Consider the following 12,230-nt stretch of genomic DNA (forward strand, 5'->3'; position numbering starts at 1 on the left):
ACATCGCCCCAATATCCAGACTCTCCCCTTACTGCGAATGGCATCTGGATTCGCCACGTGCCTGGAGTATGGGCGGCCGAGCCTGAGGATCATTGGCGATGGCCGGTGTGGGAAGTCAACTGCCACGCGAATACTTGAAACCACCACTTCTTGGCGACCATTTCCTATTGGATTCCTCCGGATGGTCGTCGGAAAACCGACTACCCCTAGCGAAGGCAACTTCTTCCGCGAGGTCATCCTTGGACTGGGCATGAGGGCAACAACCGTAGCCAGCCCACAGGATCTCCTCCTCAGGATCATCCGGGCAATTGAGCAGGAAGCCGCTAGAGCATCGGCCGACGTGGTCGTGATTGCGATCGATACGGCTGAGCAGCTCACGCTCAAGGACTACGCCCACCTTGCAAAGCTTCAGAACCACTTCCTCGGATCATCAGTGCAACCGTTCTTTCTCTTCATCCACCAGAGCAACAGCGTGATTGGAGGCGCAGACGATCTTAGTCAGCTGGCGCCGCCACATCTGTATGGCCGATTCTTTGTCGACAGCCATCCTTTTACCGGGCTTCTCTGGGACATCCCGACGGAGGACGCTGACGTGCAGGACGCATGTGATGTCGCCTTGGCATTTCGCCAGCTTGACCAAGTTATGAGGTGGCCGGACGAGGGAGGAAAGACCTACACCGAAGCATTCGCACCCTATGCTTACAGCGTTGGCTGGCGCCTTGAGAAGGAGACCGAAGCGATACGCGAACGAATTGAGAACCTTGCCAATCAAGGCAACTATCCCGTTCCCAAGGATTGGCTCATGGCCTCCTTCAACCAGTTTGTCTACCACCTACTCACCAAGATCGCTGCTGGGCGCAACGATTTCGAAGGGCTTACTACCCAGCACATTGATGAAGCTCTCCTGCGCAGCGCATACGCCGGCTTCGAAAGCTCAAGAAATAGGGCCGTAGGCAAATGAGGAGCGGCGCTCAGCTGGTCGGCGGCAACCTCCGACTTGTTCCATACCAATCGGCTTTTGGCTGCGTCGCGAGGCTATCGCGACTGAACCAGGCCAGGCGGGTCACGGAGTACTCACAACTCCTCGGAATCAAGCCAAACAGAAACATCAACCTGCTCTTGAGCCTGACGACCTCGCAAGTACAACAAGAGGCACTCTCTACAACCCTTGGGATCGAGACTCCGCCCGAGTGGGACTTGGCGGCGTGGTATCCGTTCATGACGGACGACCCGAGACTGCCCTCCCATCTCAGGTTGAGGTACTGCCTTCCTTGCATCAGACTCGGGTATCACACCACACTGCATCAGCTGCCCTGGATTTCCACGTGTCCCTGGCATGGCGTTCGCCTGCGCCAGAGTTGCCCACGATGCAATGGATTTCCGGTGACAGTCGCTGGCACGCCCACGAAGTTGCTCACCTGTGCGTGCGGCTTTGACCTTATGAATGAGTCGGCTTCCGCCTTGCAGAGACACCCCCACCCCAATGCCACGGCGTATCTACAGGCCTACCTCAACTGGTGTGCGGAGCAAAGGCGTACAAGTCGGCTGATCGTAACTCCAGGGGTACACGTTGATCCCAGCAGGATTTCCAGCCTTGTGGACCTTCCTCCTGGCCTGGCGCTACGCCAGGCCAGGAGGGTCTGCAACGCTAAAAGGTACAGGCTCACGACACACCCAGATCAACAATCACCACCAGCAGGCGCAGATACAGCACTACGTGCAAACCATACGGGCTCTGAGGACGACTCAGGCCCAATCCTCCGTTACATTGACCAGAATGCAGCCAGAGGTTCCCGACGAGGTCGATCAGATCAGGCCTTTAGCCCTCAAGGCGAGCGAGTCGCCGGAGCTCGGGATCAACCGGCTCCGGATGGATGGAGCAGCTACGCCGCGACCAGGCCAGGCGGGCGCTATCGAGTGATTCACCCCAACTATTTGAACTTCGTAGATGAGCTCCTGGGCAAATTCAGCCATTCCAGCCCGCAGCGGGTGAGCAACTCGGGATTGGGACTACGAGTGAGACTAGCGGTGCTCGCCCAGGGCTACGCGGACGGCATCCTCCTCTCGGAGCATGAGGGCAACTTGAGCGCGCTTCCGGAGCGTTATAGATCGCCCAGTCCCATTGCGCTTTTGGATACGAGCCATCCACACGAATTGCGCGTGGCGTTCGGATAACGCAACCCTAAGCAAAGGCATCGATCGCCCCACCCTAAACTTCTGACGCACAACTCAGCTGCCGAGATAGAGAAGCCGCCTGTTTGCACCTGGAAATGGGCGGCACCCATTTATTCGTAGCATTTGCCAACAACAGCAATCGAATCCACGCCAGGGCCAGGCGCCTTCAATCCGTGATGCTGATGCACCAGTCAATGCCAGATGGCGCCATCGGGCAGAGACTCTGGCTGGTCTACCATCAGTAGATAGTCAGGAGCAAGATGACGCTGAGGGTTCGGCGCCGCGCGATAGGCCTGAATGACGTACTGGACCAGCGGGACTTCCACCCCAAACCGAAGACCTTAGGTGCCCCGCATGTACTCCTCGCGCACCATCTGCCGTTGTGCGCCAGTCAGTTGCGGATACTGCCCACCGCTAGGATCACCGATGACGCGCTGTCCTGCCGCGTGCGGGCACCCGGGTTGACTTGGCGATAGGCGCCCCACACCACCGCCGTGGTCATCCAGCACCGCGCCGCACTCGCCGGCCTGGAGGGGACTTCGGCGGACACAACCTGCGCTCGGGCTTCATCACCGAAGGGGCGCACCAAGGCTTGGCGCTGCCCGCCCTGATGGCGAATACCGATCACCGCTCGGTGGCCAGCGCGGCTGGCTACTTCCAGCAGGGCGGCGCCCAGCACAACCCGGCCGCACGGCTGCTCGACGCGGATTGAGCCCGTCCCAGGCGCGCCGCGTCCCGGCACCCACCCACGCCCTTGAAACTGTGAAAGCCATCCCAATGTTGATCGGGAGCTATCAGCTTTCCGGCCCGTGATCGGGGAAGAGTCGCAGTTCCTGCGACAACGAGCCGGCAAGTTGGCAGCGGGGAAGTCGCAGTACCACCTCACCTATCCGCCGGTCGGCACGCGCCCGGCTTGGAGATCGATGCATGGGAACGCAGCACGTAGGCCATAGGGAGCTTGTCAATTTTGCCGACGATCGGGTCAATCTGCCACGCGATAAAGCCAATGAGCTACGCGCGCAGGCGCGTGGACTGAGAGAGCGTCTGGAGACCTACCTAGGGCAGCACCCGGATTTCACCCTTCGAAAGATGATCCTTTCGGGAAGTCTGGCAAAAGGCACCGCATTGCGGTCGCTCAACGACATTGACGTGGCCTGTTACATCAGTGGGGCAGACGCCCCCAAGGACATTGGGAGGCTGCTGGAGTACTTGGCAGAGCGGCTTCGAAAGGCTTATCCAAATTTCAAGCCCGAACAAGTCAAGCCCCAGACTTACTCCGTAACAGTCTCGTTCCAAGGTTCTGGGCTGGATGTGGACGTGGTGCCGATCCTCTATGACGGCGATCCTGACTGGTATGGCAACCTAGTCAGTCAGGATGATGGCTCGTTCTTGAGAACCAGCATTCCCCGGCACCTAGAGTTTGCCAAGCGGCGTAAACAATTGCAGCCTTCGGATTTTGTGCAGGTGGTGCGCTTGGTCAAGTTCTGGGCAAGGCGCATGAAGACGGAAGTTCCCGGCTTTCGTTTCAAGTCCTTCATGATCGAGATGATCCTGGCAAAGCTGTGCGATGAGGGGCGTGATTTCTCCAACTACCCCGAAGCGCTCCAGCACTTCTTCACCTACGTGGCGCAGAGCGGCCTTCGCGAACAAATCGCATTCCAGGATTACTACCCTACCGCCATTATCGCCGCCTTCTCCGAGCCTATGCAGATCATTGATCCGGTGAACGAGAAGAACAACGTGGCCAAATTGTACGGTCACGCGCAGGTCGATGCCATTGTCGAGGCGGCATTGGATGCCGGCGACGCGATTGATGCGGCACTGGCTGCACCGACCAAGCAGGAGACCGTGCGCTACTGGCAAAAGGTCTTCGGCTCTTCCTTCCAAGCGTGAGGGCCCTATGACTGGCAGCTACACACAATCAAGCACCAGCACCTTTACGATCACTCATGCCCGCCACATGGCAGCGAAATTGGCCGCCGACCTCAAGCGTATGCAGCGCTTCTATGGGGCGCCCAGCGATGACAGAATCGCCGCTTATGAGACCGAAGTGGTTGAATTGTTGAAGGCCGGCTATCTGGACACAGTCACCTACGGTTTCAAGCGGGGTGATAACTGGATCGAGCCCACACTGCGCTACACCGCAAAAGATCTTGCAGGCATGTCCGGAATCGATGACGATCCCGGCAAGCTCCGCCCAGGCGCAGATGTATCCGGGGCGAGCTTCTACAACTACCTGACGTATTCCTCTGCCTGGTTCACGCTGTCGGCTCCTCAGCGGGAGTCATTTGAAAAGTCGCTTCCATTTCAGCGTACCGGGGCAGCCGAGCCTGGTATCAGCGGAAGCCTGGTGTCTGACCGCAGCTACTCTGCGGGTGGCAAGGCACTCGACCGCCTCAGTGTCAGGAGCTACTAATGCACTCAAAGCCAACCCTTGACGAGTTGTTTGATCAACGTCGCATCTATCCGGACATCGACGCCCGCACCCGATTGGATCGGCTGATTGGCGTGGACGATCAGAAGGCTCGCTTGTCGAAGATTCTCGGCCTGCTAGTCCACCCAGCTGGCCTGGAATTGTGGGCCAAGCGCCATCACCCAGGTGCCGCAACGCTGCTTGATTCCGTACTGCGCCGACCTCCTTTGGTCATTCTTTCCGGTGACGTCGGCTCTGGCAAAACCGAATTGGCAGAGACTATCGGTGATGCCGTGGCGCGACAGGAGAAGATTGATATCACCTTGTTCCCGCTCAGCCTGGCCACCCGAGGCAAGGGACAGGTTGGCGAGATGACCCAGCTACTCACCACAGCGTTCGACTACGCGCTGGCAGAAGCGACCAAATTGCAAGGTCGCGGAAAAAGCACCGGAGGGGTCATCTTGCTGGTGGATGAGGCCGATGCGCTGACCCAGTCTCGGGAATCGGCGCAGATGCACCATGAGGATCGAGCAGGGGTCAATGCCTTCATCAGGGGTATCGATCGTCTGGCGCAGACGAAGGTGCCCGCCGCCGTGATCATGTGCACCAATCGCCTCAACGCGCTGGATCCGGCCGTACGCCGTCGCGCCGCTGACATTTTGACCTTCAACCGTCCTGATTCAGCTCAGCGACGCTACGTCCTGGAACACCAGTTGCGACCGCTGGGTCTATCCTCCGTGCAGATCGAAGGGCTGGTAGAGGCCACTGGAGCGAAGGATGGACAAGAGGTCGGCTTCACCTACTCTGACATCACACAGCGGTTGATCCCCTCGATCGTACTAGATGCTTATCCAGACCGATCGATTGAGAGCAAACGCGCGCTTGAGATTGCTCGCCCAATGCAGCCAACGCCGGCGTTTCAGGATCATGGCTGAGATGCCTTCCCAGCACGCGCCGGGGCGCCGCTGACACTGTTTCGTGTGGCACAGCTGGCTGCCCCACCCCAGTCGCTGCTATTTCACATTGTTGACCAGGCAAGCGCCTGCTGCTGAGTGTATGGAGGTCCCAAGATGTCCCAATGGTCACTTTCACAGCTGCTTTCTTCATTGCATGAGGATGTTCAGCTGCGCCTTGCCACTGTCCGGAAGACGTTCAATCACCCAGGGTCCAAGGGGGATGCCAGTGAGAACGTGTGGATCAGCTTGCTGGATACCTACCTACCAAAGCGCTATCAAGCTGCGAAGGCACACGTGGTGGATAGTCAAGGAAATTTCAGCCAGCAGATTGATGTGGTGATTTTCGATCGGCAGTATTCACCGTTTATTTTCACCTACGAGGGTGAAATCATTGTTCCTGCCGAGAGCGTCTATGCGGTGTTCGAAGCCAAGCAGACAGCGAATGCAGAGCTGGTGGCGTACGCCCAGCAGAAGGTGGCAAGCGTTCGACAGTTGCAGCGCACTAGCCTGCCAATCCCGCACGCGGGTGGGGTCTATCCGCCAAAGGCCTTGATGCCAATTCTTGGCGGGCTGCTGACCTTTGAAAGTGACTGGAGTCCAGCGCTTGGGCCCTCCCTGGAAAGGGCACTGACCGCCAATCCCGGCGACGGGCGCTTGGACCTTGGCTGCGTTGCTGCGCATGGTCACTTCTTCTTTGACCATTCCAAGGATCGCTATCTCTTTGTGAATGAGAACAAGCCCGCGACGGCGTTCCTCTTCAAACTCATCGCCCAACTTCAGTTCAGTGGGACCGTACCGATGATTGATGTTGAGGCTTACGGCCAGTGGCTGACGAAGTGATGGCTTGGTCATGGCAGCTGTTGGGCGCGACATGAGGCATGCCTGCCCGGGTACTCCGCGCTGTTTAGCGAGGAAGCTTGCCTGAGGGAGACGCCTCTAGGCTTCACGCGCTTCGTGCCCAGCTCGAGGTGCACCGAGTGAGGTCGCTGCCTTCCGGCCCGGAGCACGGATGTTTCAACTTGGGGCGTCGCGCGATTAGCTTGTGCACAATCAGCGTCAGCGGGCCAGCGCGAGGCTGGCTGAATCTCTAGCGATGCCGCGACTATCCCTTCCTCCGAGTCCGAGTCCGAGCCCCACCTCGACCACGTGGCGGGGCCGACCTAAAGGAAGAGGTTCGCAACCTCCAATGGCCACCTCGACTGCTGCGAGAGCGGCTCGGCCACAATCATCGATAGCCTGCCGGACAAGAGCATTCCAGTCCCCACAGCATTGATTACGCTCGTTTGAACTACGCCGCCGGGCACAGCCGCTCCATTGGCTTTGCCTCAAATTAGAAGCCGTGCATTGGCGCCGCACCAAATTCATGCACTAGCGTTGTGCAATGTCCAACTACACAGCATTGGCGCGCGCGCGATTGTGGTGCAACACCGCATCGATCCATTGATTAATCAATGAGATACAGAATCATAGTTTTGCGCGTGCAACAGGCGCAGCTCATATCCGGCGTCGGTCATGGGGGCTCGGTCCTTGGGCCAGTATCGCGCCCACCTAGCAACTTGCCCTCACCCGCGGGCTATGCCCGCAAAGGTAAGGGAAGCCGGTACTTGGCTGGCATTGAACAGCACTGGCTGCGGTCGGCTGAGCACCCGATTAGGATCCATCGGACATCGCCTGCGCGACGCGAGCGCCTACTCGCATCTCAGCCACTCGATTTCGTCCAGTACACGTTTGTCCTGGGATGCGAATGACGTTGGCAGACGCTCACCAGCCATGAAGGAATACACCACTGCGTAGTCGGGCCCTCGCAGCCTCCGGTTGCAGATGTAGCCCCGGTGCACCGCGGCGAAGCTGCACGCGGCCATCAATTCGTCTTCCCCTTCCACGGCCTGGCGCGGCGAGTCGCCCTGGCGCCAGATGAACCACGCGCCGTCCTCGCTTGGGTCGGGAATGGCCAGCACCGTAGCATCCAGACGCTGGGCCTGATCTATTCGAGATACGGCGATTTTTGCGATGTATGCGTCTGCCCGGAAGTCCACAAACCGCCATCCGCCAAAATCGCTTTGGTCCATGACCGCCAACGAGATCAGCCCGTCGGCGCCGCTGCATCCATCGCCGCCCTCACGGCACCTGCCACGGAGCGCAAAACCGCCGTGAACCACATCGCTTTGACCGGGTCTGGACGGGGTGATGTCGACGGAGTGCGGTACGCAGAAGTCACCGCGCGCGCCGTCGATCCGGTACATCGTCGTCGAGTCGCCGCATCCGGCCAGCGCAACGGCCGTAAGCATCAAGGCCAGCCTAGTTCTTGCAACTTGGGGACGGGCAGTAGTCATAGACACTCCGTGATGTGCCGCCGATGGCATTGAGCACTTTTTCCAGCGCATCGACCTTGTAACCTCCAAATATCTTCGGACCAGCGCCGCTTTTGATGAACACTGCCTCGTGGAACTCGCCGATGATGGCGCGATCGATGGTTTCAGGCCGGCTATGACACCACGGGCATCACCTCTTTGCCCGGCCTGAGTCAGTCTGACCATGAAATATTCATGAGGATGCCTCGGGTCATGAAAGTACCTCCCGCGCGGGCGCCCTACTCTCGCGACCCTGCCCTGCTCAACCCTGGATTTGCCAGCGACGCTGGAGCATAGAAAGACCCTGCTAGCGAGCCGGGGCTTTGGTCTTCAGAGCGAACTGACTGCAATCCTTCGGCTCAACAGCCGGCACTGGCATGGGGGACGTTGTTTCGCCTGTCGCGCCCTTATGCCCCTCTGAAGCCGACATCTCACTTAGCGCCTCCAGGTCTGACGCGGGCAATCGAGTACCCACGCCATTGAGGTGATAGAACCGCTCGAAGATGTTACCGCCCGAGCCAGTTGCAGCCGGTACGAATTCGATCGTGAGGGTATTACCTGTGGTGGCCTCTTTCGCCCGTTTAGCAGACGGCCCCCAAGTCACAATGCCCTTCACCAACTCCCCGCCTACCGCCACTTCCGCGTTGTCCTTTACACCAAGTTGCAGGGCCACAGTGGCTTTCCCCAGCTTCATTCCAGCACGCGCCTCATCCTGCCCGCGACTCGTCTCGATCAGCGCATTCTGTACCTCACAGATTGCCTCCGAGAGCGTCATCGTCGGCTGCGACTCTTTGGTAAGGCCCCCAAAACATCCCGCCGACCCGAAACACGCCAGCGCGATGCCGGCGATCTGCCAGTTCTTCATGTCTTGCCCCCCTGTGGGCGGGATTGCCCCGCGCGGGTGAGGATACTAGAGGAACGTGCACTGATAGCGTCACGTCTCTGCCCGGCCTGAACCCTGACGCATCAGCACTGCGCAACAGCAAAGGATCCGAGCAGGCAGAAGGGCGATCTTGCGAGCCAGCATTGATGGCGGATCATAGGACGATAGCCGCTCCTTAGGCACCGTTTTGGCAAGGTTGGAAGATTCCTGCCCACATCACAACGCCCGGACAGAATTTATAAATAAAACCCTGTACAAACAACTACATAAACAGTATTTATAATCTAATTTATAACATCGCCACTCCGGCGTCGCGCAGCAACCCGCCATGTTCACGCAATCTTCCTGTAATACGTTGCGCAGCTACCGAACATCCATCCCCTACTCCCATCCCCGGGACCCACGGACCGGAGCCCCGCGATGCACATCCTGCTTGTCGAAGACGAAGCCGAACTGGCCACCACGCTCAGGAACGCCCTGCAGCGCGAGCGGTACGTAGTGGACGTGGCCAACAGCCTGGCGCTGGCCAGGGAGTCAGCGCAGTGTGGATTGCACGATCTGGTCCTGCTGGACCGCACCCTGCCCGATGGCGACGGGCTGACCTTGATTCCCGTATTGCGCAGCAGGAACCCTGGCGTGCCGGTGATCGTGCTGAGCGCGCTGGACCAGCTGCCAGACCGTATCGAAGGCCTGGATGAAGGTGCAGACGATTATCTCGCCAAGCCCTTTGCCCTGGAGGAACTGTTTGCGCGGATCCGCGCCGTACGTCGTCGGCCAAGCGGGCTGCACATCGAAACCGTCAACGTCGGCAGGCTGGTGTTCGACCCCATGTCGGGCGAGACCACCGTGGCCGGGCAACGGCTCGACCTGCCCCGCCGCGAGATCCGCGTGCTGGGGGCGCTGGCCAGGCGGCTTGGCCGCACCGTGCTGCGGGAGTCGATTGAAATGGCCGTATACGGATTCGACGACGGCATCCATTCCAATACGCTGGACTCGCACGTCTCGCGGTTGCGGCGCAAGCTGGCCGACGCCGATGCCGGCGTCGAGATCCATGCCATCCGGGGCGTTGGATACCTGATGCGGGAAAGCAAGTAATGGCGCGTCGCCCGTCGTTGAAGTGGCCGCTGATCATCAAGCCATTGATCTTCCATCTGCTGGCGTTGCTGATCGCCTTCTTCGCCCTGCTGATGGTGCTGGTGCGCGCCGACAGCGGCGGCTACTACACCATCCAGACATTTGCCCCGATAGCGGTCAATGCCGTGCAGCGCGACGACCAGGGCCGGCTGTACGTGCAGCCCACGCCGGAGTTCACCGAGGCATTGAAGGCAGCGCCGGACGCGTGGTTCATCGCCCAGGACCAGCAAGGGCACCACGTAACGTATGGCAACGTGCCGCAGGTCTATGCCTCCTTGGTGGGGGGGCTGGCCAGCATCCCCTATGGCGACCTGCGCGGACGGGAAAAGACCGATGGACTGGCCGCGGCGGTGCGCCAACACTCGGGCCCGGCAGGCCGGCTCACGATCATGGCCCATGGCGAGGTGGACACGCTGACGTGGATGATGGCGCTTGCCGCCCACGTCATCACCCTGCCGATCTTCCTGATGCTGGCACTGGTGACCCTGATCGTGACGCCCATCATCGTCAAGCGCGCGTTGGCTGGCGTGGAGCGCACCGCGCGCGAAGCCCGTGAAATCTCCGCCAGCCGCCGCGGCATCCGCCTTACCGAAACAGCCGTTCCGGTAGAGATCGTGCCCTTGGTGACGGCGGTTAACGAGGCCCTGGACAGGCTGGATGAAGGGCACGAACGCCAGCGCCGCTTCATCGCCGCGGCGGCACATGAGCTGCGGACACCCATCGCGATCCTGAAAGTGAAGATCGATGCGGCGGACGAATCCACCTCGCGCAGCCTCGCCGTCGAAGTGGCACGCCTGGCAACATTGGCCGAGCAGTTGCTTGACCTGCATCGCCTGGACGATGACGGCCATAAGGAAACCATCAACCTGGCGCGGCTGGCCAAGCGGGTTGCCGCCGACCTGGCCCCCCTGCTCATCCAGTCCGGGCGAACCGTCGCGGTAGCGGTGGAGCCCCATGCCCCGGTGCTGGGCGAAACCGGCGCCATCGAACGGGTGATATCGAACCTGGTGTTGAATGCCGCCGAACATGGTGGGCGCCACGTCATCGTGCGGGTGCAGGATACGTGTATCGAAGTCGAGGACGACGGTCCGGGCATTCCCGCCAGCGAACGCGAGCGCGTGTTCGAGCCCTTCCAGCGGTTGCGCCCGCGGCAGACCGGTGCCGGCCTGGGCCTGAACCTGGTCAAGCAGGTCATCGACCGCCACGGCGGGCACGTCACGATTCTCGATGCCCCTGACGGAGGCGCATTGATCCGCATCGAACTGCCGCCGCATCCCGGCGTCACCAGCAAGGTCAACACGCTTGCCGAGGGCTGACTGGCGGCTGTCCGCCCGCCCCTGCCTGCCCGGATCGGCAAGCTTGCGGCAATGTTGCGCGGCCAGCATGGAAATCGATGGCGTGGCAGCGCCATCGCGTTCCGTCCTGACAGGAAGCCTGCAACGTGTCCAAGGAAGCCTCTCCGCCTCGACCGGCGAACACCCCCCGCACAACCGCTGAACCACTGTCTTCAACGCTTACCGCTGCGGCCTGGAACCGGCGGCAGAAGCCTCGTCGGCTGCATGGCCCCGCACAGTGGCCGCGCTGGTTGCGCTCCATTCCTGAGGCCGAGCGCTCCGGTGCGCTCAGCCACCTGTTCACCGCACTGTTCTTCGCCATCCCCGGTGCTGCCCTCGCCTTCGCCGGCAGCCTGCGCGCATCGGCGGCCCTGTCGCTGGCGGTGCTGTTGTTCGTCGCTGTACACGCCGCGCTGCATGTACTGTCTGCCCTGCACCACGCCCGACGCGGCATCGCCTCGCCGCTGCTGCGCAGCGTGGACCGGCACCTGCCCTGCCTGATGGTGGCCGGCACCCTCATTCCGTTGGCCGCGCACGCGGGTGGCCACGTGCCGATGATCCTGCTTGCGCTGGCCTGGCTGGCTTCGGGTGTGCTCGTGGCATCCAGCATGCACGGCGTCCCTGCGCACCCCATATGGCGTGGCGTTCTGCGGACAGCATCGGCAGCGCTGCTGTTGCTGGCGGCTGTCCTGCTCAGCCTGCCAGTGGCCGGGCCGCTGCTCGCATGGCTGCTGGCCGGTGCACTGTGCTGCGCCGCCAGCCTCGGCCTGCAGTGGCATCCCCGCCATCGGCTCGCTGCGATGCTTCGGCATGCCCTGCTGCCGCTCGGCAGCCTTTGCCACTTCATCGCCGTGGCATTGATCGCCGTACCTGCCGCCTGACATCGCCAACGGCAACGCAAGGTTCGCGCAATCCTGCACATCGACACTCGACGGCTGTCGACGCCTGCCATCCAGCACGCGCCCCTATCTGCGAGGACCCTTC

The 12,230-nt window shown here is 60.8% G+C and carries 10 protein-coding genes and 1 pseudogene; 9 read left to right on the top strand and 2 right to left on the bottom strand.

Annotated features, from left to right (window positions below; all coding sequences use genetic code 11):
- Window positions 1-37 precede the first annotated feature (37 nt).
- The 6 genes and pseudogenes from H4O11_RS04770 (at window position 38) to H4O11_RS04795 (ending at window position 6,384) form a co-directional block, all read left to right on the top strand.
- Complete coding sequence (locus H4O11_RS04770) at window positions 38-961, top strand: ATP-binding protein (protein ID WP_329761816.1); 924 nt, start codon at window positions 38-40, stop codon at window positions 959-961.
- A 1,717-nt stretch (window positions 962-2,678) separates the two neighbouring features.
- A pseudogene (locus tag H4O11_RS04775) lies at window positions 2,679-2,887 on the top strand (integrase); the annotation flags it as partial.
- A 215-nt stretch (window positions 2,888-3,102) separates the two neighbouring features.
- Window positions 3,103-4,068 (top strand): CBASS oligonucleotide cyclase, encoded by a 966-nt coding sequence (locus H4O11_RS04780; protein ID WP_026070609.1) that lies wholly within the window; start codon window positions 3,103-3,105, stop codon window positions 4,066-4,068.
- Window positions 4,069-4,075: 7 nt separating this feature from the next.
- The gene (locus H4O11_RS04785; protein WP_026070608.1) at window positions 4,076-4,591 is read left to right on the top strand and encodes an HORMA-1 domain-containing protein; all 516 of its coding nucleotides are present in this window, start codon (window positions 4,076-4,078) and stop codon (window positions 4,589-4,591) included.
- Window positions 4,591-5,523 carry an AAA family ATPase gene (locus tag H4O11_RS04790; protein ID WP_017355006.1) on the top strand — a complete coding sequence of 311 codons (933 nt, stop codon included), beginning with the start codon at window positions 4,591-4,593 and terminating at the stop codon, window positions 5,521-5,523. Before H4O11_RS04785 ends, H4O11_RS04790 begins: the two co-directional genes overlap by 1 nt.
- A gap of 135 nt (window positions 5,524-5,658) precedes the next feature.
- On the top strand, window positions 5,659-6,384 hold the full coding sequence (locus H4O11_RS04795) for a DUF6602 domain-containing protein (protein WP_026070607.1): 726 nt from the start codon (window positions 5,659-5,661) through the stop codon (window positions 6,382-6,384).
- 848 nt (window positions 6,385-7,232) lie between these two features.
- On the opposite strand, the gene H4O11_RS04800 is transcribed toward H4O11_RS04795, so the two are convergent.
- Complete coding sequence (locus H4O11_RS04800; protein WP_182338202.1) at window positions 7,233-7,832, bottom strand: hypothetical protein; 600 nt, start codon at window positions 7,830-7,832, stop codon at window positions 7,233-7,235.
- Between the two features lie 370 nt (window positions 7,833-8,202).
- Window positions 8,203-8,760 carry a hypothetical protein gene (locus tag H4O11_RS04805; protein ID WP_182338203.1) on the bottom strand — a complete coding sequence of 186 codons (558 nt, stop codon included), beginning with the start codon at window positions 8,758-8,760 and terminating at the stop codon, window positions 8,203-8,205.
- Window positions 8,761-9,198: 438 nt separating this feature from the next.
- On the opposite strand from H4O11_RS04805, the gene H4O11_RS04810 reads away from it, so the two are divergent.
- From H4O11_RS04810 to H4O11_RS04820, 3 genes are all read left to right on the top strand, one after another.
- Window positions 9,199-9,873 (top strand): response regulator transcription factor, encoded by a 675-nt coding sequence (locus H4O11_RS04810; RefSeq protein ID WP_182338204.1) that lies wholly within the window; start codon window positions 9,199-9,201, stop codon window positions 9,871-9,873.
- The gene (locus H4O11_RS04815; RefSeq protein WP_182338205.1) at window positions 9,873-11,228 is read left to right on the top strand and encodes a sensor histidine kinase; all 1,356 of its coding nucleotides are present in this window, start codon (window positions 9,873-9,875) and stop codon (window positions 11,226-11,228) included. Before H4O11_RS04810 ends, H4O11_RS04815 begins: the two co-directional genes overlap by 1 nt.
- Before the next feature lie 269 nt (window positions 11,229-11,497).
- On the top strand, window positions 11,498-12,127 hold the full coding sequence (locus H4O11_RS04820) for a hypothetical protein (RefSeq protein ID WP_182338206.1): 630 nt from the start codon (window positions 11,498-11,500) through the stop codon (window positions 12,125-12,127).
- Window positions 12,128-12,230: the final 103 nt, after the last annotated feature.

Origin of the sequence: Stenotrophomonas tumulicola (assembly GCF_014117215.1) — a bacterium.
Classification (GTDB): domain Bacteria; phylum Pseudomonadota; class Gammaproteobacteria; order Xanthomonadales; family Xanthomonadaceae; genus Stenotrophomonas; species Stenotrophomonas tumulicola.

Coding starts and splice junctions, on each gene's coding strand:
- H4O11_RS04770 (WP_329761816.1), top strand. CDS start 38: ATGGCATCTGGATTCGCCACGTGCCTGGAGTATGGGCGGCCGAGCCTG.
- H4O11_RS04780 (WP_026070609.1), top strand. CDS start 3,103: ATGGGAACGCAGCACGTAGGCCATAGGGAGCTTGTCAATTTTGCCGAC.
- H4O11_RS04785 (WP_026070608.1), top strand. CDS start 4,076: ATGACTGGCAGCTACACACAATCAAGCACCAGCACCTTTACGATCACT.
- H4O11_RS04790 (WP_017355006.1), top strand. CDS start 4,591: ATGCACTCAAAGCCAACCCTTGACGAGTTGTTTGATCAACGTCGCATC.
- H4O11_RS04795 (WP_026070607.1), top strand. CDS start 5,659: ATGTCCCAATGGTCACTTTCACAGCTGCTTTCTTCATTGCATGAGGAT.
- H4O11_RS04800 (WP_182338202.1), bottom strand. CDS start 7,832: ATGCTTACGGCCGTTGCGCTGGCCGGATGCGGCGACTCGACGACGATG.
- H4O11_RS04805 (WP_182338203.1), bottom strand. CDS start 8,760: ATGAAGAACTGGCAGATCGCCGGCATCGCGCTGGCGTGTTTCGGGTCG.
- H4O11_RS04810 (WP_182338204.1), top strand. CDS start 9,199: ATGCACATCCTGCTTGTCGAAGACGAAGCCGAACTGGCCACCACGCTC.
- H4O11_RS04815 (WP_182338205.1), top strand. CDS start 9,873: ATGGCGCGTCGCCCGTCGTTGAAGTGGCCGCTGATCATCAAGCCATTG.